Annotated in this window: 13 protein-coding genes; 5 read left to right on the forward strand and 8 right to left on the reverse strand. The window is 56.8% G+C overall.

The window, feature by feature from the left end:
- Window positions 1-17: 17 nt before the first annotated feature.
- Window positions 18-1,769, reverse strand: a complete 1,752-nt coding sequence (locus ACR0KG_RS06750; protein ID WP_480826812.1) for an acetolactate synthase 3 large subunit — start codon at window positions 1,767-1,769, stop codon at window positions 18-20.
- A 420-nt stretch (window positions 1,770-2,189) separates the two neighbouring features.
- On the opposite strand from ACR0KG_RS06750, the gene ACR0KG_RS06755 reads away from it, so the two are divergent.
- On the forward strand, window positions 2,190-3,035 hold the full coding sequence (locus ACR0KG_RS06755; protein ID WP_480542526.1) for a HalD/BesD family halogenase: 846 nt from the start codon (window positions 2,190-2,192) through the stop codon (window positions 3,033-3,035).
- Between the two features lie 46 nt (window positions 3,036-3,081).
- Entirely contained in the window at window positions 3,082-3,465 is a 384-nt protein-coding gene (locus ACR0KG_RS06760) for a bleomycin resistance protein (protein ID WP_170530538.1), read from the forward strand.
- A gap of 80 nt (window positions 3,466-3,545) precedes the next feature.
- Here the strand turns inward: ACR0KG_RS06760 and ACR0KG_RS06765 are convergent, their stop codons facing one another.
- Both ACR0KG_RS06765 and ACR0KG_RS06770 read right to left on the reverse strand, forming a co-directional pair.
- On the reverse strand, window positions 3,546-4,184 hold the full coding sequence (locus tag ACR0KG_RS06765; RefSeq protein WP_170530537.1) for a response regulator transcription factor: 639 nt from the start codon (window positions 4,182-4,184) through the stop codon (window positions 3,546-3,548).
- Window positions 4,181-5,614: a cache domain-containing protein gene (locus tag ACR0KG_RS06770; protein WP_480546879.1), complete on the reverse strand. Its 1,434-nt coding sequence runs from the start codon at window positions 5,612-5,614 to the stop codon at window positions 4,181-4,183. The genes ACR0KG_RS06765 and ACR0KG_RS06770 overlap by 4 nt, the downstream gene beginning before the upstream one ends.
- Window positions 5,615-5,864: 250 nt before the next feature.
- Here ACR0KG_RS06770 and ACR0KG_RS06775 point away from each other — a divergent pair, with 250 nt between their 5' ends.
- The 3 genes from ACR0KG_RS06775 to ACR0KG_RS06785 all read left to right on the forward strand — a co-directional run bounded on the left by ACR0KG_RS06775 (window position 5,865) and on the right by ACR0KG_RS06785 (window position 10,366).
- On the forward strand, window positions 5,865-6,947 hold the full coding sequence (locus ACR0KG_RS06775) for a TRAP transporter substrate-binding protein DctP (RefSeq protein ID WP_170530535.1): 1,083 nt from the start codon (window positions 5,865-5,867) through the stop codon (window positions 6,945-6,947).
- A gap of 120 nt (window positions 6,948-7,067) precedes the next feature.
- Window positions 7,068-7,994: a TRAP transporter small permease subunit gene (locus ACR0KG_RS06780; RefSeq protein WP_170530534.1), complete on the forward strand. Its 927-nt coding sequence runs from the start codon at window positions 7,068-7,070 to the stop codon at window positions 7,992-7,994.
- A 17-nt stretch (window positions 7,995-8,011) separates the two neighbouring features.
- Complete coding sequence (locus ACR0KG_RS06785; RefSeq protein ID WP_480826813.1) at window positions 8,012-10,366, forward strand: TRAP transporter large permease subunit; 2,355 nt, start codon at window positions 8,012-8,014, stop codon at window positions 10,364-10,366.
- 138 nt (window positions 10,367-10,504) lie between these two features.
- Here ACR0KG_RS06785 and ACR0KG_RS06790 read toward each other — a convergent pair whose 3' ends face one another.
- The 5 genes from ACR0KG_RS06790 to ACR0KG_RS06810 all read right to left on the reverse strand — a co-directional run bounded on the left by ACR0KG_RS06790 (window position 10,505) and on the right by ACR0KG_RS06810 (window position 13,633).
- Window positions 10,505-10,894, reverse strand: a complete 390-nt coding sequence (locus ACR0KG_RS06790; protein WP_480826814.1) for a VOC family protein — start codon at window positions 10,892-10,894, stop codon at window positions 10,505-10,507.
- 6 nt (window positions 10,895-10,900) lie between these two features.
- Window positions 10,901-11,725: an arginyltransferase gene (locus tag ACR0KG_RS06795; RefSeq protein WP_480542536.1), complete on the reverse strand. Its 825-nt coding sequence runs from the start codon at window positions 11,723-11,725 to the stop codon at window positions 10,901-10,903.
- Window positions 11,726-11,800: 75 nt separating this feature from the next.
- Complete coding sequence (locus ACR0KG_RS06800; protein WP_480542538.1) at window positions 11,801-12,232, reverse strand: RDD family protein; 432 nt, start codon at window positions 12,230-12,232, stop codon at window positions 11,801-11,803.
- Between the two features lie 65 nt (window positions 12,233-12,297).
- On the reverse strand, window positions 12,298-12,720 hold the full coding sequence (locus ACR0KG_RS06805) for a DUF2852 domain-containing protein (RefSeq protein ID WP_170530529.1): 423 nt from the start codon (window positions 12,718-12,720) through the stop codon (window positions 12,298-12,300).
- Between the two features lie 235 nt (window positions 12,721-12,955).
- Window positions 12,956-13,633 carry an SOS response-associated peptidase gene (locus tag ACR0KG_RS06810; protein ID WP_480826815.1) on the reverse strand — a complete coding sequence of 226 codons (678 nt, stop codon included), beginning with the start codon at window positions 13,631-13,633 and terminating at the stop codon, window positions 12,956-12,958.
- Between the last annotated feature and the right edge of the window lie 157 nt (window positions 13,634-13,790).

A 13,790-nucleotide genomic window follows, 5' to 3' on the forward strand; every position in this document is an offset into this window, starting at 1 on the left:
TGAAATCTTCGAATGCGTCAGACCAGAACCGAACCTTTGCTATCGATCACGCCTTGCGTTTCGGCCTCGCCCAGCAGCATCTCGTTGTGGGCTTTGCCCGACGGGATCATGGGGAAGCAGTTTTCGTGCTTTTCAACAAGGCAGTCAAAGATCACCGGACCGTCATAGTTGATCATCTCCATGATCGCGTCATCCAGATCGGCGGGGTCGGAGCACAGGATACCCTTGGCCCCGAAGGCCTCGGCGAGTTTGACGAAATCGGGCAGGGCCTCAGACCAGGAATGCGAATACCGCTCACCGTGCAGCAGTTCCTGCCACTGGCGCACCATGCCAAGACGTTCGTTGTTCAGGATGAACTGCTTCACCGGCAGCCGGTACTGAACGGCGGTGCCCATTTCCTGCATGTTCATCAGCCAAGATGCCTCACCAGCAACATTGATCACCAGCGCATCCGGGTGCGCCATCTGCACGCCGATCGAGGCCGGGAAGCCGTAGCCCATCGTGCCCAGGCCGCCCGAGGTCATCCAGCGGTTGGGGTCTTCAAACCCAAGGTACTGTGCCGCCCACATCTGGTGCTGGCCCACTTCGGTGGTGATGTAGCGATCATGCTTCTTGGTCAGTTCCTCAAGCCGTTGCAGCGCATGTTGCGGCTTGATGGTCTTTTCGCTGGCGGTAAAGGCGAGGCAATTCACCTTACGCCAGTCCGCGATCTGCGCCTGCCATTGTTTGACATTCGCCGCATCCGTCTTGCGGCCCCGCGCTTTCCAGATCTTCAGGATATCTTCAAGCACATGGGCGACATCGCCCACAATCGGGATATCCACGCGGATGACCTTGTTGATCGAGGATGGATCGATATCGATATGCGCTTTCTTCGAATTGGGCGAGAACGCATCGATCCGGCCTGTGATCCGGTCGTCAAACCGCGCGCCGATATTGATCATCAGATCACAATCATGCATCGCCATATTGGCCTCATACAGACCATGCATCCCCAGCATACCCAACCAGTTTTTTCCCGAAGCCGGATAAGCACCCAGCCCCATCAGGGTCGAGGTGATCGGAAATCCGGTGGCATCGACCAACTCGCGCAGCAACTGGCTGGCGGCAGGGCCAGAGTTGATGACGCCGCCGCCCGTATAAAACACCGGTTTTTTCGCGGTTTCTATCGCGGCAACCAGCTCGGTGATCTCTTCCAGATCACCTTTCAGCACAGGCTGGTAGTGTGAGTTTGATGGCTTGGGCGGGGTGTATTCCCCCGATGCAAACTGCACGTCCTTGGGAATGTCGACCAGTACCGGGCCGGGGCGGCCCGAAGTGGCGACATGGAAGGCCTCGTGCATGGTTGCGGCCAGCGCATCAGTGTCCTTCACCAGCCAGTTATGCTTGGTGCAGGGGCGGGTGATGCCAACCGTGTCGGCCTCCTGAAACGCGTCCGAGCCGATCATGAAAGTCGGAACCTGGCCGGTCAGAACAACAATAGGGATCGAGTCCAACAGCGCGTCGGTCAGGCCGGTCACCGCATTGGTGGCGCCGGGGCCAGAGGTTACAAGCGCAACGCCGGGCTTGCCGGTCGAACGCGCATAACCTTCGGCGGCGTGCACTGCACCCTGCTCGTGGCGCACCAGAATGTGGCGAATGTCGTTTTGCAGAAAAATCTCATCATAGATCGGTAGCACGGCGCCGCCGGGGTATCCGAATACCGTGTCCACGCCCTGATCCTTGAGGGCCTGAACCACCATCTTTGCGCCGGTCATCTCACGTGTCATCTGCTTTGCTCCGTTCGCGACATGTGTCTTGCGTTTGACAAAAAAAAGCCCCCGATTGTGTCGGAGGCGCATGGGTTCGATTATGGTTTACCGTTACCGGCCCATGCGCTTGGTTCCCACGATTACGACTAGCGTTCTCATCGCCAGAGGCTCCTTTTTGCGTGCAGGGACATTATGAGCGGCGCGCAAGGGCGTCAACAGGCAATTGCGCCAATTTTCTATCTTCAAGAAGTTATTTTGCGACATTTTATTGCGCAGATTGCCGCAGGCTGGGAATTTTAGCGAAAAATGATGTCTTGGGCGCCGGTTGGGATGGATATTCGCCAGTCTGAATGCGTCAAGCAAATGTCCAAAATGGGCATGATCGGGCGGTTTAACTGAGTCACGCTGACAGAGACGGGACTACGAGGGAGGTATGTCATGCTGCATGATCTGGTGGATTTGGGCCGCTATCCCATCGACCGGCCAGGTTCACAGGCTTATGACCGGATGATTGATGATGTTCAGCGCGAACTGAGCGAAGATGGCTGTGCGGTATTGCCGGGTTTTGTGCATCCCGGCGGGCTCGAATTGTTGGTGAAAGAGGCCGACGCGGTGTCGCCGCAGGCCCATCGCTCCTTCAACCGAACGAACGCCTATTTCACTAAAGATGATCCGCGGTTCGGAATCGGCCATCCCATCCGCCGCTTCTATGAACGATCGAATGCCTTTGTCCCGGCGGACAATTTCCCTAAATCCGGACCCCTGCGACGGATTTATGAGTTTGACGGGTTCATGCCCTTCATCCGGACCGCGCTGGAGGAGCCTGCGGATCGGTTCTTTCGCTATGACGACCCGCTGGCGGATGTGATCATCAATGTCGTGGAAGCGGGGCAGGGCTTTCCCTGGCATTTCGACACAAACAACTTCACGGTGACTCTGGCCATTCAAAATGGTGAAGACGGGGGTGCGTTCGAATATGCGCCGAACCTGCGGACTTCGGAGGATGAGAATTTCGGTGCAGTCTCTGCCGTTCTGGATGGCGACATGTCGCGCGTGCGCCGGTTGGAACTGCAGCCAGGCGATCTGCAAATCTTCAAGGGGCGGTATTCCCTGCACCGGGTCGCGCCGGTTTTTGGGACCCGCCAAAGATATGTCGGCATCTTTTCCTTTGTGGAAACCGAAGGAATGTGCGGCGGGGTCGAGCGCACCCGGCAGCTATACGGTCGCGTCCTGCCGCATCATTATGAGCGTGAAGGCACACGGCAGGATCAATTGCTGGATTGAGCCAGCAGAACATGTAGCATGATCCTGAAGCAGGCCGGAGGTTCCAATGCCCGAAGTGCTACAGATTACGCCGTTTGTTCTCTGCGCGTCACTGGAGGCGCAGATTGATTTCTATTGCCGACGTTTGGGGTTTGAGTGCGGATTCAAGCAGGATAACTATGCCTTTCTGTCGCGGGGGTCAGTTGCTGTCCGGTTGCTGGAATGCCCGCCACGCACCGATGGCAAACCTTTGGGTGATAACCAGTCCTTTTACATCGATGTGAAAGGTATTGATGCGCTCTATGACAGTTTGAAAGATGGTTTGAGCGACCTGCCCGAGGGACGCGTGCGGCCACCTTTTGATCAGCCCTACCTACAGCGCGAGTTTCACGTCCTGGATGAGGACGGGACCTTGATCTTTTTCGGGGAAGATATTCGCCCTCGAAATTAAAGCCTCCCGCCCCTCGGCAACGCGTCTTTAGCGCGTCTTGTCTGGTTGGGCCGGGCGGCGCGTGCCACGCCGCGGTCGGGTTAGAACCCCACGCCGGTTCCCTGCAAAACCCCATGTTCCAGCGCATAGCGGGTGAGCCCAGCGGTGGAGGAAATACCCAACTTACGCTTGATGTTTTTGCGGTGGGTTTCGACCGTGCGAACCGAGATATCCAAGGCCAGGGCGACTTCTTTGTTGGATTTGCCCTGCGCCAGTTCCAGAAGGATCGTCTGTTCCCGGCCGGTCAGGGCCTCTCGGGTGCTGTCGCCTTTGGGTTTCAGCGACCCGCTTGCTCCGGTGCAAAGATATTGCTCGTCTGCCATGACGGCATCAATGGCCTGTTTGATTTCGTCTGTTGGGACGTCTTTGAGCAGATAGCCTTTGGCCCCATGGCTGAGCGCGGTTGAGATGTATTCTGGGCTGTCATGCATCGACAGGATCAAGATGCGCGTTTGAGGCAAACGTTCAAGGATCATTTCCGTTGCGCTTAGGCCGCCCAGGCCCGGCATGTTCAGATCCATCAGGATCACATCGGGGGATAGGCTTGCGGCCTGATCCACAGCAGACTGACCGCTGCTGAGCGTACCGACCACCTCAATCTCGTCATAGCTTTCAAGGATCGACTGAATGCCCTCGGCCACCATCGGGTGATCGTCGACAATAAGGACTCGGATGGTCATGTCCCGGCCTTTCGCTTTGGTGTTGCGTCTTCCTGCGGTGGGAGCAGGTGGCTCAGCGGCAAGCTGGCTTCTATCACCGTGCCGCCATGCGGGCCGCGTGATGACAGAATACGCAGCGCTCCGTCAAGCTGTTCGATGCGCTCCTGCATGTTGCGCAGCCCGATCCCGGTGGCCACACGGCCCGGTTCGTTTCGCAACCCGCGCCCATTGTCGGTGATCCGCATCGTCGCACCTTTCTTGTGGCCACGCAGATCGATGGTAACATGCGACGCATCGGCATGACGTTCGATATTGGTCAGCGCTTCTTGCGCAATTCGATAGAGCGCGATCTTGCTGTCCTGATCCAGCCGGTTGCGGAATACAACGGTCGAGAACTCGGTCTCGATCCCGGTGCGGTCCCGAAAATCATCCGTCAGCGATTTAAGAGCAGGGCCCAAACCCAGATCATCCAGCACACCAGGGCGTAGGTCGCGACTGATCCGGCGCACTTCGGTTATGGCGGTGCCCAAATGTTCGATCCCTTTGTCCAGCGGGTCCTCTGCATTTGAAAAATCCCCACGAGATACCCGCCGCCGGGCGGTGTCCAGCGCATAGCGGACGCCGACCAAAATCTGGCTGATCCCATCATGTAATTCTCGCGCAACTCGTCCGCGTTCTTCTTCCTGTGCATCAAATACACGCTGCGTCAGCTCTTTCAGCTTTGCGTCAGCCAGCCGCCGTTCGCGGATGTTCAGCAACATACCCGAGGCAAACACGATCAGGACAGCCGCCACAACAATGGCGCCGATATACATAAAGGTACGCTGCACGCGGGCTTCGACCTCGGCGCGTGCATTCGCAACAGCGGCAACGATGTCGTCGATGAACACGCCCGTACCGACCACCCAGCGCCAATCCTGCAGCCCGACCACATAGGCGATCATCTGCGCCTCTTCTCCGGTAGACGGTTTTTGCCACATGAAACTGTGCCACCCTGCGCCTTGGCGGGCGAGGCGAATAAACTCATCAACAACAGGTGTGCCATCGCTATCGGTCAGGCCCTCCCAGTTTCGGTTGATGAATTCGGTCTGCCTGGGGCTGACAAGGTTGTTGCCGTCATAGTCATAGACAAAGAAGAACCCGTCCTGCCCGTAGATCATGGCCGACAGGATCTGAGACACGAGGTTCTTGGCCACCTCGTCATCAGGTGTCGCCCGACCATAGATGTAAGCAAATCCGTTGCGGGCTTGCGTGACGTAGTTGCGCAGCTCTTCTTTCTTGGCTTCGATCAGGCTGCGCTCCAACGCTTCGATTTCGCGTTCGGCTGTTGCACGCGCTTCGTAGGCTACCAGCACGGCAATGGCTGCCACGGCCACAACCAAGGGGATCGCGGCGACAAGGGACAGCTTCTGCGCATAGGTCAGCGAAACCAGATTTCTTAATCTCTGCATTGTCGAATCGATACGCAACAGGCGGCAGAAATGCAAAAAGAATGGACATCTTAAGGACCAGAACGACCGAAAATCCGGGGTTCGAGCCGTATTTGCTAGTTATTTTCCTATAAAAACCCGTCAGAAACCTGCGTTTCTACGCAGTACTAGGTATTCCTTTTCACATCTTCGGCATTACCCTGCGGCCTACTGAATGCGACAGGCCCGGAGTGTTTACCGGTTACCATTATGTAAGGGGAGGAACACTCATATGGATCGTCGTTCATTTCTAAAGAAATCTGCTCTGGGCGGCTCTGCAGCTGCGGCAACCGCTCTGGCGGCACCGGCCTATGCGCAGGGTCAGCGGACACTGACCATGGTGACCTCGTGGGGTCGTGGTCTGGCTGGCGTGTTCGACAGCGCGCAGCGTTGCGCCGACAGCATCAACGCGATGTCCGATGGCAGCCTGAATGTTGACATCAAGGCCGCAGGCGAGCTGGTTGGCGCGTTTGAAGTGTTTGACGCTGTATCTTCGGGTCAGGCCGATATGTACCACGCGGCAGACTACTACTTTGTTGGTCAGCACCCAGGCTATGCCTTCTTCACCGCAGTTCCGTTCGGCATGACCGCTCAGGAACTGGTGAACTGGTACTACCACGATGGTGGTATGGAGCTGCATGATGAGCTGGGTTCGATCTTCGGCCTGAAATCCTTCCTGGCCGGTAACACTGGCGCGCAGGCAGGCGGTTGGTACTCGAAAGAGATCAACGGCCCCGAGGATTTCCAGGGTCTGAAGTTCCGTATGCCGGGTCTGGGTGGTCAGGCGCTGGGTAAACTGGGCGCATCGGTTCAGAACATTCCGGGCTCAGAGGTGTATCAGGCGCTGTCCTCGGGTGCGATTGACGGCACCGAGTGGATCGGCCCCTGGGCGGACGAAAAAGCTGGTTTCCAGGAAATCACCAAGACCTACTACACTGCGGGCTTCCACGAGCCGGGCGCAGGTCTGTCGCTGGCGACCAACCGCGACGTGTTCGACGAGCTGACACCTGCCCAGCAGAAGATCATCGAGATCGCAGCTGCCGAAGCGCACCAGTGGAACCTGGCGCAATTCCTGGCCAACAACGGTGCAGCCCTGCAGCGTCTGCAGTCGGGTGGCGTCAAGGTCATGGAATTCCCGGACAGCGTTTGGGATGCCTTCGGTCAGGCCAGCCAAGAAGTTCTGGACGAGAACATGGGCGACGAGCTGTTCAAGAAGATCCACGACAGCGCGATGGCGTCGATGGCATCGTCCTCGGCCTGGCTGAACCTGTCGTCTGGTGCTTACACCGCTCAGCGCGACCGCGTGCGCGGCTAAGCCCTGATCATCAGACCAAACGGTTTCCCCGCAGGCGCGGGGAAACCTTTCCTGTTGCACATGCGCGGACCCATCATGCCGCACCAATAGGCAGTGCAACCGACGCGACCTGGGGACAACATGCAGGACGAAAACGGTATCTCGTTCTTCGGCGCCCTGTGGAATGGACTGATCTGGTTCATTCAGAGCATTGCCGAAGCCTTCTATAATTTTGGATATGCGATCACGCATCCGCAACTGTGGCTGAACTGGTCGGACAATGAAGCTGTGATGCGCTTTGTCTACTATGGCGGGTCGGTCGAGTTCTTCTTTGTGATTTTTGCCCTGTTTCTGGTGCTGACGGCCATTGGCCTCTACTACCGGAATTTCATGTGGGGCATGGTTCGCGGGCTGGAAGGGTTCGCAAACATCACCGGGCGGTTCTTTGCCTGGGCCGGTTTGCTGATGGTGCTTCAGCAGATCATCATCGTTTTCATGCAGCGTGTCTTTACGCGCGCGGATATGGCGTTCGGGTTTGGTATTCCTTTTCAAAAGGATATCAGTTGGTTCGCAGAAGAACTTAAACTATATAACGCCATGGTGGTCTGCCTATGCTGTACCTACACATTTGTGCAAGGCGGACATGTGCGGGTTGACCTGATCTACGCAGGCATAAGCCACCGCGCCAAGCGTGTGGTCGACATGTGCGGTGCGCTATTGTTCATGATGCCGATGGCGGTGCTGACTTGGATGTATGGCTGGTATTTCATGTGGCGGCATCTGATCGTGCCGAAACCATCGGCCAGTGATACTCTGGACCGGTTGGTTGCCAAATCACGCGCGCTGCGGTGGAATGTGGAAACCATCGGCTTCAGCCCCAACGGTTTCAACGCATATTTCCTGTTCAAAATCCTGCTTGTCCTATTTGCAGGCATGGTGTTCCTGCATGCGATTGCGTTCCTTTACCGATCGTATCTGGAATATGTGGAAGGGCCCGAGAGCGCCGGAAAATACCTCGACAAGGACAGCCTTGGCGCAGGTGAAGAAGCCTATGAAGGCGCACATTAGGGACGGAGACCCAGACAATGCTATTCGGACTTGATGGCGTCGAGATAGGCCTCATTATCGTATTTTTCTGCCTTTTCGGAGGCATCCTCTCTGGTTTCCCGGTGGCCTTTGCCATTGGTGGGGCCGGGGTCATATCCTTCGGGATCATTGCCGCGCTGGACAGTGCCGGGCTATTGATCCATCAGGCAATCGATACCAGTTCGCAAATGTACCGGGATCTGGTTGCGACGGGGGTGAAACCCGATTCAGTTTCGGTGTTCCGATACCCGGATTTGCCAAGGATCGGCGAGCCGGTCTTCCCCTCGGGTTGGGAAACCGCGCTGGATCGCAACGTCTCGTTCATCGTGAACCGTATGAACGAGCGTGTGTTGGCGGGGCAGTCGATTGAGACCCTGCTGGCGGTGCTGATGTTCGTTCTGATGGGCATTACGCTGGAGCGGTCCAAGATTGCCAATGATCTGCTGACCACGATGGCGCGCGTTTTTGGCCCTCTGCCGGGTGGTTTGGCGGTTTCGATTGTGGTTGTTGGCGCGTTTCTGGCGGCCTCAACCGGGATTGTTGGTGCGACCGTGGTGACCATGGGATTGTTGGCACTGCCGACCATGTTGCGAAACAACTATTCGCCAGAGCTTGCGACCGGTGTGATTGCTGCGTCGGGCACTTTGGGGCAGATCATTCCGCCCTCGATTGTGATTGTCCTTTTGGGCACACTGGCAGGAGATCTGTATTCCACAGCTCAGGAAAGTCGAGCTGTTGCAGCGGGATGTACCGATGCGTTGACCTATCTGGGTGAGCCAGCGGTGGTCTCGGTGGGGACATTGTTCCAGGCCGCGCTGCTGCCGGGGATCATGTTGGCACTTCTTTATGCGCTTTACGCCTTTGGCTATGCGCTGTTGAATCCGGACAAGGCACCTGCCGTCGAACTGTCGGGCGGGTCAGGTGAGACCATCACACGATCCGAAGGTCTGACATGGCTGCTGGGCGCGCCGGTTGCTATTATTGTTGGCGCAATGCTTCTGGGCAGTGCCGGGATCATTGGCAGCCAGAATATCTCGGTCTCGGCCTTCTCGGATGTGGGGCAGGATGCATCGCTGAGGACAAATGTGTCGGAGGAATGCAAAGCCTCGATGATCGACCTGCATGGTCAGGCGGCCTGGGATCAGGCTGTGATCGAGCAACAGGAGATTGATGCAGCCGGTGGAATTGCCAATGCCGAACGTCTGAGCGAGGAAGAAATCGCCGCGGCGCGTGAGGCCAAGATTGCCGGTGCCGCGCCGATTGGGACCGGTGTCACGATCATCGTGGTGCTGCTGGCCCTGACCCTGGTTCTGGGTCGCGGTATTGCGCCATCGCGTTCCCCTCAGCCCCTGATCGTTGGGGCGATCGGTCTGTTGCTGATGTTGCTGGTTGATATCCTGCTGATCTCACCAATCACCTCATCCGGCGCCACCTTCCTTCTCTTGGCCATCCCGTTTGCTGTTGCGATGTATGGCTGTAAGGAAGCGGCTGCACGTTGTGCGACCAATGATCTGATCCGCGTGGTCTTTCCTCCGCTGGTTCTGATCATTGCCGTTCTCGGCTCGATCCTTGGCGGGATCACCAACCCGACACCGGCGGCCGCGCTTGGCGCCGGTGGCGCGATCATGTTGGCTGCTTATCGTAAGTTGCGTGAGCAGGGTCAGTCGGGCGGTGTGATCATCTGGTCGACCTTTGCCGTGATCATCTGCCTGTTGCTGGGTGTGAACTTTGACCTGCGGGTGAACCAGAGCGGAGCAAACGCCGAAACCTGGATCGCCTTTGGTCTGGCATATTCAGCTTATCTCTATGCGCTGTTTGGCCTGCTATATGGCTGCTGGGTGCTGTTTTCGAGCGGCGTTCTAACCCCTGTGGTGCGCGAGACGGCCAAGGTGACCTCGATGGTGTTCACCATCCTGATCGGGTCTCAGTTGTTGAACCTTGTGGTGATCTCGTTCGGGGGGGAGCACTATATCCAGCAGTTCCTGAAAAGCTTTGACAACGAGTTCACGGTCTTCCTGATCGTGATGCTGGTGCTGTTCATTCTGGGCTTTGTGCTGGATTTTCTCGAGATCATCTACATTGTGATCCCGATTGTGGGCCCGGTGATCTATGGCGGGTCGTTTGATCCGAAATGGGTGACGATCATGGTGGCGGTGAACCTTCAGACCTCGTTCCTGACGCCGCCCTTTGGGTTTGCGCTGTTCTATCTGCGGGGTGTCGCGCCAAAAGAGGTGACGACCGGACATATCTACCGAGGGGTTGCACCTTTTGTGGTCATCCAGGTGGTTGGGATCGCAATCCTGTGGTTCTTCCCGGCGATTGTAACCATTGTCCCGGATTTGATTCCGAATTGATCGGATTGAGTAATCAAATTGAAAAAGGGGGCCTGATGGCCCCCTTTTGCTTTTTATGTTGGGGGGTAAGGGGCCAGCCCCTTCTTGGCCTGCGGCCAATTCATCCCCGGGATATTTTCTGGCCAGATGAAGAGTGGATCAGGTGAACTGGATCAGATCCCATCGATTGCCGAACGGGTCGCGCCAGACGGCGACAATTCCATAGGGTTCGGTGCGAGGGTCTTCTTCGAAGTGCACACCGTTTGCGCGCATCGCGGCATGGTCGCGCTGGAAGTCATCGGTTTGCAGGAAGAAGCCGACGCGGCCTCCGGTCTGGTTGCCGATGGCGGCGTTTTGATCAGGACCAACGGCTTTGGCCAACAGAAGCGAGGCGCCGTTGCTGCGGGGTGGGACCACCCGCACCCAGCGTTTGCCTCCGCCCAGATCGATATCTTGCTCCAGCGTGAAGCTGAGCGTTTCGGTGTAGAAGGCGATCGCCGCGTCATAATCCGGCACCACAAGAGTGACGGCATGCAGGCTTTGTTTCATATCAGATCAACCCTTGGTGGGGTGGCGGTCGGGTAACTGAATATTGGCAACCTGTTCCGCGATAGGGGCCGCAGAGAGCGGATGATGCGACTCATCAGAGAACGTTGCAGGGTCCTGAACCTTTTGCCATTGCCCTTGAACATAGGCTTCGAGGCCTGAGAATTTGGCCTTGTACCCCATCTTCGGGCTGCCGGGCACCCAGTAGCCCAGGTAGATATAAGGCAGGCCCGCCTCGCGCGCGATGTCGATGTGATCCAGGATCATATAGGTGCCCAGAGAGTTCTGCGGTTGCTGCGGGTCGTAGAAGGAATAGACCATGCTGAGCCCGTCATCGAGCACATCGGTCAGGCTGACGGCGATCAGGTCACCGGTTTCGGGGTCCAGATATTCCACCACGCGGCTGCGGATGGGGGTTTCCTCGATCATCGCGGCAAATTCGAACACATCCATATCGGCCATGCCGCCATCGGCGTGGCGCGTGTCGAGGTAGCGGCGGAACAGCTCGTACTGCTCGTCCGTAGCCCAGGGCGATGTGGCGCGCCGCTGCAGGTAGGAATTCCGTTTTGCGGCGCGTTTCTGGCTTTTGGTTGGGCGGAAGGCAGCAACATCGATCCGAGCGGACAGGCAGGCCGCGCAATCAGTGCAGGACGGGCGATAGAGTACGTTTTGAGACCGGCGAAACCCTTGTTGGGACAGGGAATTGTTCAGCTGGTCTGCACCTTCGCCTTGCAGGGCGGTGAACAGCTTACGCTCCAGCCTGCCCTCAAGGTAAGGGCAGGGCTGTGGGGCCGTCACATAGAATTGTGGCGCAATTGGCAGCGTATGTCGCATGAAGGTCCCATGTAGCCTCGGACCCGATGATAGCAACGGTTTTTGGCGCCGCCAAGTGATTCACGCGATGGGTGGTCAGGCCCGTTGATTGATCATGACGGTGCCAAGGAAGGCGTCTGTCAGACCCTGACAGCGCGCGCTAGTCAGCATCATGATGATCGAGATGATCTGGACTACGAAAAACGCCATGCTGATGAAATATCCGGCGGTATGCGCAAGCGCTTTGCCCATATCCATACGTTCGCCAAACGCATCGCGCAATTCGATCCCCATGAAGCGCATGCCCAGCGTGGCCGAGCCGTTTGAGATGGTGATGACCCGATAGACAAAGCTTATGACCGCATAGATCAGGGGCAGGAAAAACAGCCCTGCGCCAAAGGTCAAAAAGACGGGAACAATACACAGCAGCGAGATCAGCGCGATATCGAATAGCCAGGCGACAAAGCGCTTGGATGTGACGGACTGATAAAACTCGGGTTGTGTGTCAGGGTTGGGCAGGTGGGTCATAAACAGATTTCCGAAAATGAAGGTCGCGTTACCCTGTCCCGAAGACCGGGACAGGGCAAGGGGGATCAGGCAGGTTCGCCTTTACCGTCCTCTTCGTGGTTGTCGCGGGCGCGTTCATCCATGAACTGGTCGAACTCGGCCTTGTCTTTGGCTTCGCGCAGGCGATGCAGGAAGGCTTCGAAATCTTGCTGCTCACGTTCCAAGCGCGCCAGCGTGTCGGCTTTGTAGGCGTCGAATGCTGTGTTGCCCGAAGGTTTCATTGCGCTCATGTGGCTGTGCCAAGATTTGCGGCGGCTGCAAGATTTGCTGAACATGCGTTTGCTCCAGATCATATAGGCCAGAAGGGCCAGGCCCACAGGCCAGAAGAAGATGAAACCAAGGACCATGGCGGCGATCCAGGCACCTTTGCCTTTGTCGTCCATCCAGGCCTCGGCGCGGTGCAGCCATCCCGGGTTTGCAGGGACGGTGGGTTCGGACAATGCGGTCATTTGGTCTCTCCAGGGGTTGATGTAAATTCCTTTCACATTGTCTAGATGGGAAGCCTTCGGATGGTTGCAAGGGGCGATGTGAAAAAGATTTACATTTTTTCGAGTCGGATGACCGGGAACCTGTACCCTCACAGAACGCAGCTATTGTAGCGCGCCAGTGTTTTATTCAATTTATTGAACGGATGTTTGCAGCATCGACAGAACAGGGCTGAGCAGCGCGCGCGTTCTATCGTTTTCAGAAGTCGAACTTGCTCTGGATCGGGGGCGTGTAGGGTTCGATTAGGTCTTCGCCGTCGGATGCGCGTTTGATCGGCTTCACAGTATGATATTCAAATCGCCCCTCATATCCCGTACCAAGCGTCTCTTGCGCCTCTTGTGGTGTTGTGACGCCGTTTAACCAAGTCTCGATCTCTGAAGGGGTCAGAATGACCGGCATGCGATTATGGATGTGCGCTATCTGGGGGCTTGGTTTACGTGTCATGATGGTGCAGCTGTGCCGCCCATCGTGCGTTCGATAGAACCCGGCAAAGAACATAAGCGGTTCATTACGTTTGACTGTGACATAGGTCGGACAGCCATGCCCCTGATCCTTTTGCCATTCATAGTATCCAAGCGCCGGGATAAGACACCGGCCGTTGTTCCAATAGTCCTGCCAGAACGCGACATTCTCAATCTTGGAATTGATCATGGGCTTTTGACTGCGCGGATCCTTTAGCTGCCAGCGGGCGGACGTGAGTTCGGCAGTGTCGCCATCCCAGCGGATCATATTGACCTGATCGGTCGGTGAGACGTTATAGCCCCCAGAGGGCAGCGGCTTGGGTAGATCGGGAGAGACTTTTCCATAAAGAAAGTACTCCAGAGTCGCGAGCATCTGTTTCTGCGTTAGGTGACCGGCTGCAAACTTACCACACATGGAATGAGCCTATTTTGGTTCAAAAACCGAGGCAAGGTTGAGCGTATGCCGCATCGGGCTTTGTTGATCGTTCTTCAGGCTTGTGACCTTTGACATGTTGCCTAAAAAATATCTTTGATCGCTGTTCGTAGCTGCACATTCGCCTTCTTTCGTGCAG

This window comes from Ruegeria sp. H4, from assembly GCF_056533065.1.

Excerpts from the sequence above, each read along its gene's own strand:
- ACR0KG_RS06765 (WP_170530537.1), bottom strand. The coding sequence starts at position 4,184 with ATGACCATCCGAGTCCTTATTGTCGACGATCACCCGATGGTGGCCGAG.
- ACR0KG_RS06810 (WP_480826815.1), bottom strand. The coding sequence starts at position 13,633 with ATGTGTGGTAAGTTTGCAGCCGGTCACCTAACGCAGAAACAGATGCTC.
- ACR0KG_RS06790 (WP_480826814.1), bottom strand. The coding sequence starts at position 10,894 with ATGAAACAAAGCCTGCATGCCGTCACTCTTGTGGTGCCGGATTATGAC.
- ACR0KG_RS06755 (WP_480542526.1), top strand. The coding sequence starts at position 2,190 with ATGCTGCATGATCTGGTGGATTTGGGCCGCTATCCCATCGACCGGCCA.
- ACR0KG_RS06750 (WP_480826812.1), bottom strand. The coding sequence starts at position 1,769 with ATGACACGTGAGATGACCGGCGCAAAGATGGTGGTTCAGGCCCTCAAG.
- ACR0KG_RS06800 (WP_480542538.1), bottom strand. The coding sequence starts at position 12,232 with ATGACCCACCTGCCCAACCCTGACACACAACCCGAGTTTTATCAGTCC.
- ACR0KG_RS06795 (WP_480542536.1), bottom strand. The coding sequence starts at position 11,725 with ATGCGACATACGCTGCCAATTGCGCCACAATTCTATGTGACGGCCCCA.
- ACR0KG_RS06775 (WP_170530535.1), top strand. The coding sequence starts at position 5,865 with ATGGATCGTCGTTCATTTCTAAAGAAATCTGCTCTGGGCGGCTCTGCA.
- ACR0KG_RS06770 (WP_480546879.1), bottom strand. The coding sequence starts at position 5,614 with ATGCAGAGATTAAGAAATCTGGTTTCGCTGACCTATGCGCAGAAGCTG.
- ACR0KG_RS06805 (WP_170530529.1), bottom strand. The coding sequence starts at position 12,720 with ATGACCGCATTGTCCGAACCCACCGTCCCTGCAAACCCGGGATGGCTG.
- ACR0KG_RS06780 (WP_170530534.1), top strand. The coding sequence starts at position 7,068 with ATGCAGGACGAAAACGGTATCTCGTTCTTCGGCGCCCTGTGGAATGGA.
- ACR0KG_RS06760 (WP_170530538.1), top strand. The coding sequence starts at position 3,082 with ATGCCCGAAGTGCTACAGATTACGCCGTTTGTTCTCTGCGCGTCACTG.
- ACR0KG_RS06785 (WP_480826813.1), top strand. The coding sequence starts at position 8,012 with ATGCTATTCGGACTTGATGGCGTCGAGATAGGCCTCATTATCGTATTT.